At 69.0% G+C, this 17418-nt stretch carries 17 protein-coding genes; all 17 read right to left on the reverse strand.

Going from position 1 to position 17418, the window contains the following annotated elements:
- Positions 1 to 52: 52 nt before the first annotated feature.
- The 17 genes from VNE60_13925 to uvrB all read right to left on the reverse strand — a co-directional run bounded on the left by VNE60_13925 (position 53) and on the right by uvrB (position 17398).
- Positions 53 to 3052 (reverse strand): putative LPS assembly protein LptD, encoded by a 3000-nt coding sequence (locus tag VNE60_13925; protein HVB32619.1) that lies wholly within the window; start codon positions 3050 to 3052, stop codon positions 53 to 55.
- Positions 3049 to 3801 carry a twin-arginine translocase subunit TatC gene (gene tatC, locus VNE60_13930; protein HVB32620.1) on the reverse strand — a complete coding sequence of 251 codons (753 nt, stop codon included), beginning with the start codon at positions 3799 to 3801 and terminating at the stop codon, positions 3049 to 3051. The genes VNE60_13925 and tatC overlap by 4 nt, the downstream gene beginning before the upstream one ends.
- Before the next feature lie 42 nt (positions 3802 to 3843).
- On the reverse strand, positions 3844 to 4659 hold the full coding sequence (locus tag VNE60_13935) for a tetratricopeptide repeat protein (protein ID HVB32621.1): 816 nt from the start codon (positions 4657 to 4659) through the stop codon (positions 3844 to 3846).
- The gene (gene pal, locus VNE60_13940) at positions 4659 to 5285 is read right to left on the reverse strand and encodes a peptidoglycan-associated lipoprotein Pal (GenBank protein HVB32622.1); all 627 of its coding nucleotides are present in this window, start codon (positions 5283 to 5285) and stop codon (positions 4659 to 4661) included. The genes VNE60_13935 and pal overlap by 1 nt, the downstream gene beginning before the upstream one ends.
- 81 nt (positions 5286 to 5366) lie before the next feature.
- Positions 5367 to 6683, reverse strand: a complete 1317-nt coding sequence (locus VNE60_13945; GenBank protein HVB32623.1) for a hypothetical protein — start codon at positions 6681 to 6683, stop codon at positions 5367 to 5369.
- A complete protein-coding gene (locus VNE60_13950) occupies positions 6683 to 7402 on the reverse strand; it encodes a TonB C-terminal domain-containing protein (GenBank protein ID HVB32624.1) in 720 nt (239 codons plus the stop codon). Before VNE60_13950 ends, VNE60_13945 begins: the two co-directional genes overlap by 1 nt.
- Before the next feature lies 1 nt (position 7403).
- Entirely contained in the window at positions 7404 to 7817 is a 414-nt protein-coding gene (locus VNE60_13955) for a biopolymer transporter ExbD (GenBank protein ID HVB32625.1), read from the reverse strand.
- A 1-nt stretch (position 7818) separates the two neighbouring features.
- On the reverse strand, positions 7819 to 8586 hold the full coding sequence (locus VNE60_13960; protein ID HVB32626.1) for a MotA/TolQ/ExbB proton channel family protein: 768 nt from the start codon (positions 8584 to 8586) through the stop codon (positions 7819 to 7821).
- A complete protein-coding gene (locus VNE60_13965; GenBank protein HVB32627.1) occupies positions 8583 to 9557 on the reverse strand; it encodes an NAD-dependent epimerase/dehydratase family protein in 975 nt (324 codons plus the stop codon). Before VNE60_13965 ends, VNE60_13960 begins: the two co-directional genes overlap by 4 nt.
- On the reverse strand, positions 9557 to 10864 hold the full coding sequence (hemA, locus tag VNE60_13970) for a glutamyl-tRNA reductase (protein HVB32628.1): 1308 nt from the start codon (positions 10862 to 10864) through the stop codon (positions 9557 to 9559). The genes VNE60_13965 and hemA overlap by 1 nt, the downstream gene beginning before the upstream one ends.
- A 37-nt stretch (positions 10865 to 10901) precedes the next feature.
- Positions 10902 to 11708 carry a cytochrome c biogenesis protein CcsA gene (gene ccsA, locus VNE60_13975; protein ID HVB32629.1) on the reverse strand — a complete coding sequence of 269 codons (807 nt, stop codon included), beginning with the start codon at positions 11706 to 11708 and terminating at the stop codon, positions 10902 to 10904.
- A gap of 57 nt (positions 11709 to 11765) precedes the next feature.
- The gene (locus VNE60_13980; GenBank protein ID HVB32630.1) at positions 11766 to 12890 is read right to left on the reverse strand and encodes a LysM domain-containing protein; all 1125 of its coding nucleotides are present in this window, start codon (positions 12888 to 12890) and stop codon (positions 11766 to 11768) included.
- Between the two features lie 223 nt (positions 12891 to 13113).
- Complete coding sequence (gene ssb, locus VNE60_13985) at positions 13114 to 13608, reverse strand: single-stranded DNA-binding protein (GenBank protein HVB32631.1); 495 nt, start codon at positions 13606 to 13608, stop codon at positions 13114 to 13116.
- Positions 13609 to 13722: 114 nt separating this feature from the next.
- The gene (rimI, locus tag VNE60_13990; protein ID HVB32632.1) at positions 13723 to 14220 is read right to left on the reverse strand and encodes a ribosomal protein S18-alanine N-acetyltransferase; all 498 of its coding nucleotides are present in this window, start codon (positions 14218 to 14220) and stop codon (positions 13723 to 13725) included.
- Positions 14217 to 14912, reverse strand: coding sequence for a tRNA (adenosine(37)-N6)-threonylcarbamoyltransferase complex dimerization subunit type 1 TsaB (gene tsaB, locus VNE60_13995; protein HVB32633.1), 696 nt, complete (start codon positions 14910 to 14912; stop codon positions 14217 to 14219). Before tsaB ends, rimI begins: the two co-directional genes overlap by 4 nt.
- Positions 14909 to 15352: a tRNA (adenosine(37)-N6)-threonylcarbamoyltransferase complex ATPase subunit type 1 TsaE gene (gene tsaE / locus VNE60_14000; protein ID HVB32634.1), complete on the reverse strand. Its 444-nt coding sequence runs from the start codon at positions 15350 to 15352 to the stop codon at positions 14909 to 14911. The genes tsaB and tsaE overlap by 4 nt, the downstream gene beginning before the upstream one ends.
- Positions 15353 to 15364: 12 nt before the next feature.
- Positions 15365 to 17398 carry an excinuclease ABC subunit UvrB gene (uvrB, locus tag VNE60_14005; protein HVB32635.1) on the reverse strand — a complete coding sequence of 678 codons (2034 nt, stop codon included), beginning with the start codon at positions 17396 to 17398 and terminating at the stop codon, positions 15365 to 15367.
- Between the last annotated feature and the right edge of the window lie 20 nt (positions 17399 to 17418).

Consider the following 17418-nt stretch of genomic DNA (forward strand, 5'->3'; position numbering starts at 1 on the left):
GGAATGTCTCCGTCGACGCGCGACAATTCAAGGGAGGCGCGCAGCCGGCGCGCTACGGCAACGCCTGCGTGCGGTACGTGCCCCGGTTGTAGTCGAACTTGAGGTCGGGCTCCGCCTTGAGCGCGATCTGGAACGAGAAGGCGAAGTTGCCGTTGGGCGACTGGGTGAACGAGAAGATGGCCCGCCAGTCGTGGAGGTCGCGCACCAGTTGCACATCCTGGCTGGCGAATTGGTGCTGGACGAAGTTGTACGTGGTTCGCCACGCCGCCGACCACTTTTCCGTGAGCGGGAACTCGATGCTGCTGCCCACCGACGACGTGGGCGGATTGACGTAGGTGGGCCCGCCGGCCGACGTATTGCTGATCGGCTGATCGAGCGTGGGCGCCGTGCTCTGCTGTTGGACACAGAGGTCGTACGCCGCCGGATTGTACGACGAACTCGCGGGATCCCGGAACGGTTGACAGTAGATCGTGGGATCGGTGTTGATCACCGTGCCGCCCACCGGCGGGCGCTGGCGCGCCGCACTGAAGTTGAACGAGGCCGACCACGACCGCGAGACCGGGGCCAGATAGAGCGTGTTCCGCGAGCCCATTCCCGCCACCGGCTGGGCCGCCACCTGCTGCGCGAACTGCTGATCGGGGCCCATCCCGGGGGCGGCCGCGCCCGCCGGCGCGGCCGTCGAGTCGTGCGAGATGCCCAGCATCCGGAAGATGAACCCGAACGGATTCTGCTCCTTGCTGATGCTGAAGCTGGCGGACACCGAATTCCGGAACGGCTTGAACTGCGCCGTATCGCTGAGCGGATTGCCCTGGAACAGCGAGTACCCGACATTGAGCGACAGCCCGGGTACGAGGTCCGAGTTCACGCTGTACGAGAAGGCGTCCGAGGAGATGCCGGACAGGGCGCGGTGCGTGGCGGCGGCGCGTTCGAAGTCATAGGTCAGCGACGAGAAGTTGATCGACAGCAGCTTGAGCTTCTTCTCCTCGGCCGGCTGTCCGCCGGTGGTCGTGTCCTGCTTGGCCTTCAGCTTCCCCTCGAAGTTCTGCGTGAGCCGCAACGTCACGGCCTTCTGCGCCAGCGAGCCCAGGTATCCCACGCGCGTGCGGCCCGTGGCCGCGAGGTACGCGTCGCTCACCCCGGCCGCCGGCGCATAACTGAAACTGATCTCGGGGCTGATCGTGTGCCGGAATCGTGAGAACGGTCCGATTCCGGGGATCAGCCCGTAGATCGTGGGCGCGATCCCCAGCCCGAAGGTGGGGCGCTTGGACTGATGCACGAACTGGCCGCCCGTGCGCTCGGTGCGCACCCAGTACGCCCCCGGATCCACGTTCTGGAATCCGAGGCTGGGCGCCATGTGCAGGATGTTGCCCTGCCCCATGGCCGGCAGCGAGAACGTCGGCGTCCAATCGACGTCGGTGCGGAACGTGCTCGCGAACACGCGCTGCTGGTGCACCGACGTGTCGTTCGGGTTCGGGTACACCAGATACTGCTGCGGAAAGATGTTCTGCTGGTCGTTGACCGTGAACGCGTTCTTCAGGTTGAAACCGAAGATCTGGATCGGCGTGTCGAACGAGATCGATCGCTGGTAGCTGCTGCGCTTGACGGTGGTCGAGTCGAGCGCCCCCGACGCGTTGACGCTGTATCGCTGGCTGAACAACCCCGGCTGATCGATGTGCAGGCTCTGGTTGTCGGAGAAGTTGAATCCCGGCGTCCAACTGAGCCACGAGGCCAGGCTGATCGGGCTCGAGGCGACGCTGATCGTCGGGAAGTTCATGTCCACCTGCTGACGGCCCGGATATTGCTTGCGCGTGCCGCCGATGCTGATGTTGGCCGGCCCCACCTTCTGCTGATAGTTGATGGACGACGAGATCGTGGCCAGCGCCGCGTACGGATTGAAGGTATTCTGGCGCTGCAGCGTGGTGCTCGTGACGTAGTTCATGTTCGCCGTGAGCCGGCTGTTGCGCGAGAACTGCTGGCTGTGCGTCCAGCTCAACGCCAGGTTGGTCTGTCCGTCGCGCTGCGCCGTGTACGACGAGGCGATCTGGCCGGTGAGGAACCGGTCGCGCCAGCCGTACCGCCACTGGCCGTTGAACCGGGCCCAGCCGGGATCGCCCAGCGCCGAGCCGCCGGTGCTGCTCCGCCAGTCGAGCCAGAGCGACGCATCCATGTAGTTATTGAGCGCCCAATACCACCCGATGTTCTCGATGTCGCGGCGGTAGCTGGGGCTGTTGCGGATGATGTCGGCGACGCCGAATCGCGGCGTCAGCATGCCGCTCTTGCGCCCGGTGCGCGTGTCCTGGAAGAAGAACGGAAGCCACATCACGGGCACGTCGGCGATGTACAGCACCGCCGGTCGCCCCACCATCATGTTCTTGGAGCGTTTGATCTCGCCGATCTCAAAGTGGTAGTCGGGCGCCAGGCTGTCGTCGCACGACGTGAGGCTGGCCGAGGCGCCGTACAGCCGCGGGGCGATGCCCTTGGTGGAGTCCCCCGCCTCGATCTTGACCACCTCCGGCGCCACGTACCAGGTCTGCCCGCCGTTCTCCACGGCCACCCGGGCGTCGTTGATGCGCCCCGAGCGCTCGCTCAGGTTGTACGTGGCCGTCGTGCGGCCGGCAATGGGCGCCTGCCCGCCGCCGGGCACGATGACGTACCCGGCGCCCGCCGTATCACGGCTGGTCACCGTGATGCCGCGCGTGTCGCTGTTGTAGCGGATGGTCGAATCGGTGATCACGGTCTGGTCGCCACGCTGCACCACCGCCTGCCGGGCCTGGCCCGCGGCGAGCGCGATCGCCTGCGTGAGTGCGTCGAACGCCACCGTGCCGCCCTCGTAGCGCGTGACGGTATAGCCCTTGCGGGCCATCAGCGCCTGCATCACCGAGTCGGGCGCCGACCATTTGACCGTGCCCAGTGAATCGCGGCCCGTGGTGTCGCGGCGCACGCGGTTCGTGTCGCCCGGCGCCCGCTGGACCGGCGGGCGCCGCGGGATGCCCTGCGCCGGGAGCACCGACGGCAGGGCGATCAGCGCCGCCAGCACCAGCCACCGCTTCATGCCGCGCCCTCGTCCTCGGCCAGCTGGGCGTGCCGTCGCTCGCGACGCTTGTAGACGATGTACGACAGCACGACGCTGATCTCGAACAGCAGGTACAGCGGAATGGCGAGGGCGAACGTCGTGCCCAGGAAGTCGCCGGGCGTGATGATCGCCGACACCGCCCAGCAGGCCACGATCGCGTGCCGGCGGTACTTGGTCAGGAACTGCGGCTTGACGATGCCCAGCGCCGTGAGCCCGACGATCGCCAGGGGCAGCTCGAACACGGCCCCGAACGCCACGCAGAGCGTGGTCACGAAGCCGAAGTACTCCGACGCCGTGATCATCGGCGTCAACGCGTCGGACTCCAGATGCATCAGGTAGTCCAGCGCCAGCGGCAGCACGAAGTAGTACGCCAGCGCCACCCCGCACGCGAACAGCAGCACGCCGGTGAAGATGATCGGAATGGCCACCCGCTTCTCGCGCCTATACAGCGCGGGCGACAGGAACGACCAGAGTTGGTAGCCGATCATCGGCAGCGCGATGATGCCGCCGATGACCAGCGACGCCGACATCAGGATCGAGAACGTGTCACCCGGATGGGTGTACACCAGCTTCCGTCCCTCGAGATAGGGCAGGATCGGCTTCTCGAGAAACAGGATCGCGTGGAAGCGGACGACGATGAAGACGCCGATGGCCAGCCCCACGGCGAGCGCCCCGATCGACCACACGAGGCGCCACCGCAGTTCCTCGAGATGATCGAGGAAGGGCATTTCATCCGACTTCTTGGCGACCATCAAACCCTCGACGTCCGATTAGGGGTTCGGAAGCGTGCGCAGCCGGTCCGTCGCCAGCGGAGCGGCATCGCTGTTTGGATACTCGGAGACCACGCGCTGCAGCACCTTCCGCGCGTCCGCCGTCTGGTGTTGCGCGATCAGCCACAGCCCGTGCTTGTACAGCGCCGACGGGGCCTGCGGGCTCTGGGGGAATTTGGCCACCAGTGCCTGGTACACGGAATCCGCGGCCCCCGCGTTGGCCTCGCCTTCGTACGTCTGCGCAATGTAGTTCATGGCCTGCGGCGCCCGGATCGAGTCGGGATACTGCTGGAGCATCTGCGTGAACGCCATCCGCGCCGTACCGTAGGCCCCGTTGTCGTACTGGTCCCGCCCCATCGCGAACAGCCGCGCCGGTCCCGGCCCCTGCGCCTGCGGCTTGGCTGCGCCGCCGCCGGTCGTCGAGTCGGGGCTCATCCGCTCGTGTTGTGCCTCGAGCTGCGCCGCCAGGTCCTGGATCTGACGCTGGCTGATGCCGGCTCGGTTCTGGAGCGTGATCAACTGCTGCCCGACGTCGTACAACGCCTGGCTCGTGTTCGCCTGGAAGGTCATCGTCCGCTGGCCGATCGCCCGGACCGAATCGTTGATCACGGTGAGCGAGGCGATGGCCGAATCGAGCCGCAACCGGAGGATCGAATCGGAACGCGCCCGGGCCTTGGCCTGGGCCTGCGCCTGCTGCGCCTGCTGCGCACCGAGCGAGGCCATGTCATCCTGCAGCAGACGGATGTCTCCCTTGGAGGCGAGACATCCGCTGAGCAGCAGCGCCGCGGCCGGCGCCAAAACTGCACGGGCGCGCATCAGGACCCGGGCTTGTTCAGCATGCCGGCGCCGCCGGCCGTGATCGTGAATTCATCGCGGCGGTTCTGCGACCAGCACGACTCGTCGTGGTCGGTGCACACCGGGCGCTCTTCCCCGTAACTCACGGTCTCGATCCGGCTCTCGGCCACGCCGTGCTCGGTCAGATACCGCTTGGCCGTCGCGGCGCGACGCTGGCCCAGCGCCAGGTTGTACTCGGTGGAACCACGCTCGTCGGTGTTGCCGGCCACCTGGATCGTGAGCCCCGGATTGGCGAGGAGGATCGGAAGCTTCGCGTCGAGCGTCGCCTGATCCTCGGGCCGCAGGTCGAACTTGTTGAAGTCGAAATGGATCGGCTTGGTGAGCGCGGCGCGCATCGAGGCCTGCGTCGCGGCTTCGGCCTCGGCCTTGGCGATGCTGTCGGCCCGGGCCTTCGCGGCCGCCGCAGCCTCCGCCGCCTCGCGCGCGCGGTCGGCCGCGGCGGTCGAGTCGGCGATGTGCTGCTTGATGGCGGTGCTGTCGATCGGCACCGGCATCGGGGCGGGTGCGACCTCGGGCTTCTTGTGGCAAGCCGAGAGCGCGGTAGCCGCGACCAGGAGCGTCGCGGGCAGGATACGTGAAGCGTGCATGGGTCTGGTCTCCTTGACTCGGGGTTGAACAGCGTGCGATCCAGCGTGATCCGGCACGCGCCGTCGGAGGTTCGGCACGTTCTATGGCGCCAGATGCGGCGACCACGCGGCCAACCGCGACGTACCCGCGGAGTGCGTGAGCTGCCGAATCCGGCCCGACTGCGTGTCAATCACCCACAACTCCTTGACTCCGCTGCGCGTGGACGTGAACACGAGGTGGCGCCCATCCGGCGCCCAGCTCGGATCCTCATTCTCGCCGTCGCTCGTCAACTGCTTGGGCGTCCGGTCGCGCAACGACATCGTGAACACCTGGAAGTTCCCCGAGGCGTCGGGATAGTACGCCTGATACGCGATGTTCAGCCCATCAGGCGACCAATCGGGATTGGAGCGGTAGTTCCTGGAACCGAAACTGTACGTGGTGAACATATCCGCATTCGTCCCGTCGGCGTCCATAATATAAATCTCCGGCGGGCCGGCCCGGTCCGAAGTGAATGCGATCCGGCGTCCGTCGGGGCTGTAGCTCGGGGTCCCGCTGTCGGTGCCACCGCTCACCGAGACCCGCTGGGGCGTGCCGCCCGTCACCGGGACGCTGTACAGATCGGATCCGTTCTCCCCGGCGAGCGTGTAAAGAATCGTTGATCCGTCGGGGCTGAAGATGGGCGTGCTGACGTTGGTGTTGCGCCGGCTGCTGAACGCCCGGGACTGCCCCGACCGCACGTCATACACGACGACCCGCGAATTGTCGCCAAACGTGGCGTAGGCCAGCGATCGGCTATCGGGGCTCCAGGCCGGCGACAGCCCATCGCCGACCATCGGGATCGTGACGTCGTCGGCCCCGTCGCTATCCACGACGTGCACGGCGTGCGAGCGCACGTAGGCGATCCGCGTCGCCGCGACGCCCTGGACGCCCGTGATCCACCGTTCCAGCTCGTCCGAGACGCGGTGCACGGCCATGCGCCATGGCCTGGTCGCGGCGCCGGGCGGCAGGGCGAATTCATTCACGTCGATCACCCGCGAATGGACCACGTCGTGCAGCGCCACGTGGAGCCCGCGATCGGTGTTCGTGACCCGCACCACGGCCAGCGCCCCGAGGGTCTTGAACACGCCGTAGTTCATCCCGACGGGGTTGCCCGCCGAATCGAATCCGCTCCGGATGGCGGCGGCCATCGAATCCGGGATCACGATGACGTTCACGCGGTCGCCGTAGTCGAGATCGCGCTGGATGATCGCCTGGATCGAATCGCCGTTGGCGCCGGCCACCGGGAGCACCACCACGCCGGGCCGCACCCCGGCGTCATACGAGAGCGTGATGCGGACCCCTTTCGTCGTCGTGTCCTGGGCAAGCAGCGGCCCTGCCCCGCAGAGGAGGGCAAGGGCGAGGCGTACGGGGCCGTTCATCAGTGAATGATCCGGGGATCGAAGGAGAAGATCACGGGCAAGACGTCATCGGGATACGCGGACGGCAGCGGACCGAACGCGTGCGCCGTTCCCGCCGCGTCCACCGCCCCCTGCGCGGCAAGATCGAACGCGAACGAACCGGACCGCTTCTGGAATCGGAAGTTGGTCACGCTCCCATCGCGATGGATGAGAAACGCCACCTCGGCCGTGAGGGCGCCGCTGCTGCCGGGACTGAAGCGCAACGCGATTTGCCGCAAGATGTTCTGAAGATAACCTGGAAATGGAAAATCGATCCCTGCGGTGCTCACGTTCGCCACGTCCGCGCCCTTGCCCCCTTCGGCCCCGCCGCCCGCCGCCTGCGTCTTCCTCGTCACGGGCGAGGTCTTGGCCTCGGGCGGGACGGGGGTCGCTTCGCGCTTGGCCGGAGCGGGCTTCTCGCGCTTCCGGGTCGGGGGGGCCGGCATCGCCTTGGGGACCGCCTTCGCGCGGGGAGGAGGCACCGGTCTGGGCCGCTCCGCGGCCGGCGCCGGCGTCGCCTGCACGACGCCCACCGCGCGCGGGCCCGGCGGCGCCGCCACCAGATTCACGCGGTACACCGGCGGCATGGCCGGCGGCGCCGCCGGCCGGAACACGAACAACGCCGCGATCACCGCGGCGTGCAGGAGGACGGACGCCCCGATCGGCAGCGTGAGCGACGGCGGCCCCTGCCGGACGCTCATCTCAGGGCACCTGCTCCTGATCGGTGATCAACCCGACGTCGCGCACCCCGGCCGCCTGGATCACCGCCAGCACCTGCGCCACGAGCCCATAGTCCACGCGCGAATCGGCGCGCAGATACAGCCCCTGCTGGGCGCGGTCCCTGGCCAGCGTCTGGAACGCCGCCCGGAACTCGGCATAGGTCATCGGCGTCCCGTCGTCCACCAGGATGCTGCCGTCGCGCGTGACGGTGACCGTCATCCCGCTCTTCGACGTGATCGGACGCGCTTCGGCCCTGGGCAGGGCGATGTCCACCCCGCCCTGCATCATCGGCGCCGTGATCATGAAGATCACGAGCAGCAACAGCATCACGTCGATCAGACTCACGACGTTGATGTCGGCGTTGAGTTCGAACCGGCGATGGCGGCGGCGCGACATCCTAGATGTGCCCCTCGCGCGCCAGCAACGCGATCACGGAGGTGCTGAAGTTCTCCATCATCCCGTCGAACCGGTTCAGCTTGTTGGCGAAGATGTTGTACCCGAAGGTCGCCGGGATCGCCACCGCCAGCGCGGCGGCCGTGGCGATCAGCGCCTCGGCCACGCCCGGCGCCACGGCACCGAGATTGCCGGAACCCTTGCTGGCGATCCCGAGAAATGCCTCGATCACCCCGAGCACCGTGCCGAACAGTCCGATGAGCGGGCTCGCCGACCCCGTGGTCGCGAGAAACGGGAGATAGCGCCCCAGACGGTCGCGCTCCGCCGATGCCTCGGCATCGAGCACCAGCCGCAGCGTCTCGATCTGCGTGGCGGAGAGCGCGTGCGTCGCACCGGCCATCGGCGTCGGCGCCTCACCCGACAGCTCCCGCCACTGCTGGTTGCGCACCCGGGCCTCGGACACGAAGTGCATCGCCCGCAGGAACAACCGCGGCAGCGCGCCGGGTTTGGCGCGCTTGACCAGGGCTCCCGCTTCATCCAGCCGCGGCACGTGCTCGAACTCGCGCTGGAACTCGCCCGCCGCGCGCTCCGCCTTGTTCAGCTGCCGCCAGGCGCTGAACATCACGGTCCAGCTGAGCAGCGAGAGCACGGCGAGGATGCTCAGCACGATCTTGGTGCTGAGTGAAGCGCTGACGATGAGGTCGATGGCGCCGTTCGGCGTGGCCCCGCCGATCTGCGGCACTCCGGCCATCTGCAGAAACCCGAGGATCATGCGCGTGAATCGCTGGAGGTGAGCGCCCGCTGGGCGAACCACGCGTAGGTCTCCGCGAGGCCCTGCGACAGCGAGACGGAAGGACGCCAGCCGAGTTCGGCTGCCGCCTTGTCGATCGCGAGGTACGACTGCTGCTGTTCACCCGGCCGCGCCGGCGCGAACTCCACGGGCACGTTCCGCCCCGTGGTGTGCATGAGCGCCGAGGCGAGTTCGACCACGGAGGTCGGGATGCCCGTCCCGATATTGAACGCCCGGGCGTTCATCCCGGCACGCCGCGGCGGCGCGTACGCCGCCGCGCGCACCACCGCGTCCGCCACGTCCGCCACGTACACGTAGTCGCGCGTCTGGTTCCCGTCGCCGAACACCGTGAGCGGCCGGCCGTCGAGCAGCCGGCCGCAGAAGATCGCCACCACGCCGGCTTCGCCGTGCGGATCCTGGCGCGGTCCGTACACGTTGGCAAAGCGCAGCGACACCGCGCCCAGCCCGTGGAGGCGCGCGTAGTACGACAGGTACTGCTCCACGCTGTGCTTGGCGATCGCGTACGGCGAGTCCGGCTCCTTGTGGACCCCTTCGGCGCTGGGCGGCGTGGCGGCATCGCCGTAGATCGCGCCGCCGGTCGAGGCGAAGACCACCCGCGTGCTCCCCATCCGGCCCGCCGCGCGCACCGCTTCGAGCAGGTTGAGCGTTCCGACGATGTTGATCTGCGCGTCGCGCACCGGATCCTCCACGCTCTTGCGCACGTCCATCTGGGCGGCGAAGTGGGCGATCACGTCGAATCCGCCCGCGCGCACGAGGGCCGCCGCTTCGGGCGACCGGACGTCGAGCGCGTGGAACTCCGCCCTCGGCGGCACGTTCTCGCGCCGGCCGTTGGAGAGATCGTCGATCACCGACACCGCGTGCCCGGCGGCCACGAACCGATCCGCCGCATGCGATCCGATGAACCCCGCCCCACCCGTAACGAGCACCCGCATCAGGTCTCTCCCGCATCGTGTGAGTCATCGCCGCGCGCGGCGCGCTCGGCGCCCGCCCCCTCGGCGTCCAGCGCGAACAGGTAGCGCATCGCGTCCACGATGCCCAGCCCCCGGCCGTTGGACGCCGCGGCGCGCAGGCGCACGCTCGGCTCGTGCATGAACTTGTTCATGAGTGAGCGGGACAGATGTTCCACCGCCGTCCGCTGCTCGGGCGTGAGGTCGCGCAGCCGGCGCAGCGCCGCGTCCAGCTCCGTCTCCCGCACCGCGTCCATGCGCGTCCGGAAGCTGCGCAGCACCGGCACCGCCTCGAGCCCCGCCAACCACTGCCAGTACCGCTCCACCTCGCCCGCGATCAGATGCTCGGCCGCCGGCAGCTCGCCGCGCCGCCGGTCGAGATTCGACTGGATCACCTGCTGCAGCCGGTCGAGGTCGTAGAGAAAAACGTTGCCCAGCCCGCCCACTTCCGGTTCGACGTCGCGCGGCACGGCGATGTCCAGGATGCACAACGGGCGGTCGCCGCGCTGCGCGATCGCGTCGCGCACGCGCTCCACCGTCATCACCGGCACCGGCGACGCCGTGGACGACAGCACGAGGTCCACCTCGTGCAACTCGCGCCAGCAATCGTCCAGGCGCAGCGCGCGGGCGCCGTGCCGCGCGGCCAGCTCCACGGCCCGGTCGTGCGTCCGGTTGGCGACGATCGCCGTGAGCACGCCTTCATCCATGAGACACTCGAGCGCGAGCTCCGCCATCTCGCCGGCCCCGAGGACCATTGCCCGGCGCCCACGCAGCGTGCCGAAGATCTGCTTGGCCAACTGCACCGCCGCCGAGCTCACGGACGCCGCGCCCCGCGCCACCGCCGTCTCCTCCCGGACCCGCCCCGACACGAGCAGGGCCGTCTGGAACAGTCGATTGAGCACCGTGCCGGAGTGCGCGCGGCAGGTCTCCCACGCGTCGCGTACCTGGCCGTGGATCTGGGCCTCGCCCAGCACCATCGAGTCCAGCCCCGCGGCCACGCGGAAGAGGTGTGCCACGGCGTCGCGGTCGCGCCGCACGTAGCCGTGCGGCGTGGCGTCGGCGCCCAGGCGCCCGCCGAGCACCTCCCACACCGCCGGCGCCGCGTCCTGCTCCCCCTCCACCACGTAGACCTCGGTGCGATTGCACGTGGAGAGCATCACGCTCTCGGGCGCCCCGGCGGCGCTCCGGACCCGATCGAGGACCGCACCCATGTCCGACGCGCGGAAGGTGAGACACTCGCGCACGTCGAGCGCCGCCGTCCGGTGGCTGAGGCCCACCACGGTCAACGACACGCCGTCCCTTGGCGCGCGACGATCAGCCCACGGGCGCTCAATGGAACTTCCCCGCGACCGGGCCGAGGACCCGGAGCGCCACGTACAGGAGCACGACGGCCGTGAACGACACGCTCGACCAGATGGCTGCGCGATGCGCCTGCCACCCGCGCACGAACCGCCCCAGCGCCACGCCGCTCACCGCGACCCACGCCGCCACGCCCCACGCCAGCTGCTCCGGCCGCATCCCGCCGTATTGCAGCGAGTAGGCGATCGCGAGCACGACCCCCACCGTGAGGCCCAGCCAACCGGCCAGCGCCGCGAGATGGTTCACCCGGTCGAGTGTGGCCAACGGCGGGAAGAGCCGGAACATGGCGTCGAACCGGCCGGACTTGAGTTCGCGCCGTTCGAACAGGTACATGACACCCGCCACCGCGGCCGTCCCGAATGCGGCGATGCCCGCGAAGCTCAGCGCGATGTGCGCGACCAGCCACACCCCCTGCACGCCGCTCGGCTCCACGGCGTGCTTGAACCCGATGAGATTCGCGCACACGGTGGGAACGGCGGCCAGCGGGGCCGCAACCAGCGTGAGACTGATGTCGCGCGCCAGCAACTCCACCACCAGCAGCGTCGCGGCGAGCACGAATCCGGCGAGCGACAGCGAGGGGCCCAAGCCGGCCACGTAGACGTGGCCCGCCTGAACGGCCATCGCCACCAGCGCGCCCAGATGCACGACGACCCCGGCCGCCAGCAGTCCGAACACGCTCCGGACCGGGGCGTTCATCGGACGCGCGAACGGGGTCGCGGCCAGGGCCGCCGCGGCCACGTACAGGGTGATGGCAATGAAATGGGCGATCGCTATCATGGCGCTCGCCCAAATCTAATCCCGGGAAGCCGTTACGGCATCATCCGGGATTCTCCGTTACGGCATCTTGGCAGAGTTGCGGACCATCATCCCGGTATTGATCGCCGGCTGCTGCTGCGCCGTCACGATCGCGGTCGTCCCGAACGGCGTGACCTTGATCACCTGCGCCTTCCCGATCGGGATCTCCGGCTCGGCGAGGCCGCCCACCCTCCGGGACACCTGCCGCGTGCGGAACACTTCGAACTCGTCGCCCGGCCTGATCCCGTCGCCCGCCGTCACGTCCAGCACGACGTAGCTCTGCAACGTGGGAAGCACCGGCTCGGCCATCACCCACTTGATCGTCGCCCAGCGGCCATCCTTGAGCGGCTTCGGGCGAGCCGTCGACGATACCCCGGCCGTGTCGAGCGGCACGAGCACCTGCCCCGGATTCATCTCGCCGAACAGTTGCACCACCTGGCCGATGCCTGCGGTTCCCGCCTCCGGCGTCCGCGTGACCTCGACGATGCCTGTGGGAATCACCACCTGCCCCACGCCGTACACGTTCGGCCCCATGGCCAGCGCCACGTACCGGGCACCCTTGGCCGTGGACACGCCCGCCGGCGCCTGGATCAGCACGTCATCGTATGCCTTGAAGATCGTGGTCGGTTCGATGTCGCCGTTCGCATCGAGATCGGCCGACCGCAGCACGCGCCCCACTCCCGACATCGCGCCCGGCCGCACGACGTACGGGGCGCGCTCATACTGCCCCAACAGCACGGTGGGAAACTGCTCCACCGCCTGGGCCGCGTCTGGCGACTGCGAGACCGCGACGTCGCGCTTGAACACCGTCGGCGCGTCCATCGTCTGCACCGTCTGCGCCACCACCGCCCTGCGCACGGTGTCGGCGGCGCCGGCCGGAGGCTGGATCGTCACCTCGACGCTCGTCACCGCGCCGGGCAGCTTCAGCACCTGGCCTGGATAGATCCAGTGCGGGTCGGCGATCGCGTCCTTGTTGAGCCGGTAGATCTCCGGCCAGAGATGGGAATCCTGGAGATACTTCTGGGCCAGGGTCCACAGCGTCTCGCCCTGCTGCACGGTGTGCGTCTGCGGGACGGCCTGTCCGCCCGTGGCCTGCTGGGCCGCGAGCGTGATGGGGGCGAGCAAGGCCGCGGTCGCCAGCGCGCGAAGAGTCCGATTTCGCATGATGCCGAAGAGAGGCTCCCTGTCCGAACGACGACCATCCATGCGGACAGCTTCAGGGAAGTGATGCGCCGGACCGCCCAGGGAAGGAAGCCCGACGCCACGTGCCGGCGATGCGAGGGCACCGCCGCGGGAGGATGACGACTTGGCGCCACATTTGGAAACGGCAAGGGCGCCGCCCCCTGCCCATGGCGGGGAACGGCGCCCTCGACCGGGATCCGGCCCCTCAGAACGGCAGGTCGTCGTCCTGGTCCTGAAGCCCCTCGGGGAAGTCCTCGAAGCCCTCCCCTCCACCGGGTGCGGCCTTGGCCTTGGGGGCCGCCGGCGCCCGGCTGGCCCGCGGGGCCGCCTCGCCTTCGAAATCCCCACCACCGCGCGGCGCGCTGAGCATGATCAGCTCCCGCACGTTGATCTCGGTGCTGTACCGGGTCTGGCCTTCCTTGTCCTGCCACTGCCGGTACTCGATGCGCCCCTCGACATACAGCTTGTCGCCCTTGTGGACGTACTTCTCCACGATGTCCGCCAGTTGCGACGACTTGCTGTTCCAGACCACGCACCGGTGCCACTCGGTCTTTTCCTGGCGGTCCCCCGCGGCACCGCTCCAGGTGCGGCTGGTGGCCAGGGAAAACGTCGCGACACGATTGCCGCCGGTGGTGGATCGCACCTCTGGGTCGCTGCCCAGGTTCCCGATCAGCGTGACCTTGTTCAAGCTTCGGCTCACAATTCCTCCTGGCGAGAAAGGGTTCCACACTCGCCGCGCATGATGTCCAATCCGGTAGAACAGAGCATAACCAAATGACTACACTACAGACACTTCCATTTCAGCCATGAGACATTACTTGAGCCCAGGCCCAACAAGCCGGCGAAGGATCAACGCATCCTCCACCGGTCGCTGATAATACCCGCGACGGCGCCCCACCTCCTTGAATCCACGCGCGCCGTAGAGATGCCGCGCGGCCGAGTTCGACTCTCTCACTTCGAGGTAGAGGGCGTTGGCCCCCCGCTCCTTCGCGTGCCGCAGCGCCGCGTCCAGCAGCCCGGCGCCGATCCCCCGGCCCCGCGCATCGCTCGCCACCGCCAGATTGGCGATCTCGCCCTCGTCGGCGGCGAAGATCGCCACAACATAACCGACCACCCCCCCGGCGGCACCCACCTTCGCCGAGTCCGCCCCGGCCCCATTGGCCGGCGCCTTGGCGCAAGCGAAGTACACGCGCGGGTCGCCGGGCAGCGACCGGAAGGAGTTGGCCGACCACGGGTCGGCGAACACGGATTCCTCGATCGCCGACACCTCATTGGCGTCCGCGAGCGTGGCCGGCGCGATCGAGATGCTCACGACGCGGGCAACGGCCGCCCATGCGCCGCCTCCCATTTCACCTGGGCCTCCGCCAGGCGTCCATACCGCGGCTCCCAGCTGGCGAGATCCGCCGGCTGGAGCGCCGCTTCGAGCCGGACGACGCCGCGCGCGTGCGGCGCCAGGTCCAGCGCCGATCGGGCGCCCTCGCGCGGAACCCCGGGCAGCAGGTCGAGCACGGCCGCGGGCCCCACCACCCGGGCGCCCTCCGCTTCCGCCATACGGGCCACCGCATCCACCGGGCCGAGCGCGCCCTCGTGCTCGGGGACCACGTCCCCGCCCGGTTCTACGGCGAGCCGCTGGAAATACACGTCGCCCCGCAACGCGTCGAGCACGGCCACGTATGGGCCTGGCGCCAGCGCCGGCGAGCCGGCCGGGACGAGCGCCAGCGACGACACCCGCATCAATACCGCCCCCGTGCCCGTGGCCAGGCCCTTGGCGATCGAGGCCGCGATGCGGAGACTGGTGAAGCTCCCCGGCCCGTCGCCGCACACCACCCGTTCCACCTGCGCCGCCGTCACGCCCGCGGCATCGAGCGCCGCCGCCACGGCCGGCATCAGGCGCTCGATGTCGCGCCCCCGCATCGCCGTCTCCCCCTCGGCAATCACGCGCCCGTCGCGGATCACCGCGACCGTGCCGACGTAGGTGGATGCGTCGAGCGCGAGCGTGATCACGGCGTCACCACGCGGAGCGACCGCCGGCCGGGGTCGCCTGGGATGTGCGCGAGCTGAACGCGCACCGCGGTTGGTGGAAGGCGCCCACCGGCGCGCTCGGGCCACTCGACGACCACCAGGGCCCGCTCGTTCATGATCTCGTCCCATCCGATGTTGGTGAGGTCGCGCGGGCCCTCGAGCCGGTAGAGGTCGAGGTGATACACCGGCCCGCGGGGAGCGTCGTATTCGTGCACGAGCGCGAAGGTGGGGCTCGTAATCTCGCCCGCCACGCCGAACCCCCGGCAGATGGCGCGCGCGAGGGTGGTCTTTCCCGCGCCCAGATCGCCCTCGAGCGCGACGACGCGCGGGAGGATCGCTTCGCGGCCGAACCGTTCGCCCCACGCGGCGAGATCGGCTTCGGTCAGCTGCAGGGTGGCGGGGGTGCTGGTGGCGCCGGACATGATCGGGAGCGCTCAGCCCGCGGCGCGGCGCGTGGCCGACGATGCGGGCTGACGGGGACGGCGGGCGCGCAGTTCGAACAGTTGATCGCGGAGCTGGGCCGCGAGCTCGAAATCCATCTCCTTGGCCGCCGTCTGCATCTGCTCGTTCAGCATCTGCTCGAGCACCGCCGGATCCATCGCGTCGTATCCGCTGTCGGGCTCGGCCACCTTGCGGTCGCTCTCGCGCTCCGTGCGCGCGTCGGCGACCCGCGTGCTGAACCGGACCTGGTCCACGCTCTTGACCACCGACCGCGGCGTGATCCCGTGCGCAACGTTGTGGGCGAGTTGAATCTCCCGGCGGCGCGACGTCTCGTCGAGGCAGCGCTGCATGGATCCGGTCACCCGATCGGCATAGAAGATCGCCGTTCCCGACACGTGGCGCGCCGCGCGCCCCACCGTCTGGATGAGCGACCGGTCGCTGCGCAGGAAGCCCTCCTGGTCGGCGTCGAGGATCGCCACCAGGGACACCTCCGGCAGATCCAGCCCTTCGCGGAGCAGGTTGATGCCCACCAGCACGTCGAACTCACCCAGCCGCAGGCCGCGCACGATCTCCATCCGCTCGATGGCGTCGATGTCGGAGTGCATGTAGCGCACCCGGACCCCGACCTGTTGCAGATAGTCCGTGAGATCCTCCGCCATGCGCTTGGTGAGCGTGGTGACGAGCACGCGCTCGCCGCGCCGTTCGCGGATGCGGATCTCGTTGAGCAGGTCGTCCACCTGCCCGCGCACGGGACGGATCTCGATCATCGGGTCCACCAGCCCGGTCGGCCGGATGATCTGCTCGACGACCACCCCTTCCGACAGCCGGAGCTCCAGCTCGCCCGGCGTGGCCGACACGAAGATCGCCTTCGGCGTGAGGGAGAGGAATTCGTCGAACATCAGCGGCCGGTTGTCGAGCGCGCTGGGCAGTCGGAACCCGTATTCCACGAGCGTCAACTTGCGCGCCCGGTCGCCGTTGAACATGCCGCCGATCTGCGGCAGCGAGACGTGCGACTCGTCGACGACGACGAGGAAGTCCTCGGGGAAATAGTCGAACAGGCACGCCGGGCGCTCGCCCTCGGCGCGGGCCGCGAGATGCCGCGAGTAGTTCTCGATCCCGGCGCAGGTGCCGATCTCGAGCATCATCTCGATGTCGAAGTTCGTGCGGGACTCGAGGCGCTGCGCCTCGAGGAGCTTGCCCGCCTCGCGGAGCACCGCGAGGCGCTGGGCCAACTCCTCGCGGATCCGCTGCACGGCGCGCTCCAGCATCGGACGCTGGGTCACGAAGTGCTTGGCCGGATAGATCGCGGCGCGATCCAGCAGCGCGATCGTCTCGCCGGTGAGGGTGTCGATCTTCGAGACGCGCTCGATCTCGTCGCCCCACATCTCGATCCGCACCCCCTGCTCCTCGTACGCCGGCAGGATCTCCACCGTATCGCCGCGCACGCGGAAGGTGCCGCGCTCGAACGCGACGTCGTTGCGGTTGTACTGGATCTTCACGAGCGCGCGCAGGATGTCGTCGCGGGCGATGCGCTGGCCCGCCGTGAGCGTCACCATCTGCTCGCGATACTGCACCGGATCGCCGAGGCCGTAGATCGCCGACACCGTGGCGACGATGATCACGTCCTCCCGCTCCATCAGGCTCGACGTCGCCCGCAGGCGCAGGCGGTCGATGTCCTCGTTGATCGACGCGTCCTTCTCGATGTACGTGTCGGTGGTCGGCACGTACGCTTCGGGCTGGTAGTAGTCGTAGTACGAGATGAAGTATTCGACGGCGTTGTGGGGGAAGAAGCTCTTCAACTCGCCGTAGAGCTGCGCCGCCAGCGTCTTGTTGTGCGACAGCACGAGCGTGGGGCGGCCGAGGGCGCGGATCACGTGGGCCACCGTCATCGTCTTGCCGGAGCCGGTCACCCCGAGCAGCGTCTGGAACCGGTCACCGCGGACCAGCCCGGCCGACAGCTCGGCGATCGCGTTGGGCTGATCGCCGGCGGGCTCGAACGGGGCCTGGAGGTCGAAGACGGCGGACATGCCCCCCAATGTAGCGACTT

Source organism: Gemmatimonadaceae bacterium, assembly GCA_035533755.1.
Classification (GTDB): domain Bacteria; phylum Gemmatimonadota; class Gemmatimonadetes; order Gemmatimonadales; family Gemmatimonadaceae; genus JAGWRI01.

Coding starts and splice junctions, on each gene's coding strand:
- VNE60_13925 (HVB32619.1), bottom strand. CDS start 3,052: ATGAAGCGGTGGCTGGTGCTGGCGGCGCTGATCGCCCTGCCGTCGGTG.
- tatC (HVB32620.1), bottom strand. CDS start 3,801: ATGCCCTTCCTCGATCATCTCGAGGAACTGCGGTGGCGCCTCGTGTGG.
- VNE60_13935 (HVB32621.1), bottom strand. CDS start 4,659: ATGCGCGCCCGTGCAGTTTTGGCGCCGGCCGCGGCGCTGCTGCTCAGC.
- pal (HVB32622.1), bottom strand. CDS start 5,285: ATGCACGCTTCACGTATCCTGCCCGCGACGCTCCTGGTCGCGGCTACC.
- VNE60_13945 (HVB32623.1), bottom strand. CDS start 6,683: ATGAACGGCCCCGTACGCCTCGCCCTTGCCCTCCTCTGCGGGGCAGGG.
- VNE60_13950 (HVB32624.1), bottom strand. CDS start 7,402: ATGAGCGTCCGGCAGGGGCCGCCGTCGCTCACGCTGCCGATCGGGGCG.
- VNE60_13955 (HVB32625.1), bottom strand. CDS start 7,817: ATGTCGCGCCGCCGCCATCGCCGGTTCGAACTCAACGCCGACATCAAC.
- VNE60_13960 (HVB32626.1), bottom strand. CDS start 8,586: ATGATCCTCGGGTTTCTGCAGATGGCCGGAGTGCCGCAGATCGGCGGG.
- VNE60_13965 (HVB32627.1), bottom strand. CDS start 9,557: ATGCGGGTGCTCGTTACGGGTGGGGCGGGGTTCATCGGATCGCATGCG.
- ccsA (HVB32629.1), bottom strand. CDS start 11,708: ATGATAGCGATCGCCCATTTCATTGCCATCACCCTGTACGTGGCCGCG.
- VNE60_13980 (HVB32630.1), bottom strand. CDS start 12,890: ATGCGAAATCGGACTCTTCGCGCGCTGGCGACCGCGGCCTTGCTCGCC.
- tsaE (HVB32634.1), bottom strand. CDS start 15,352: ATGTCCGGCGCCACCAGCACCCCCGCCACCCTGCAGCTGACCGAAGCC.
- uvrB (HVB32635.1), bottom strand. CDS start 17,398: ATGTCCGCCGTCTTCGACCTCCAGGCCCCGTTCGAGCCCGCCGGCGAT.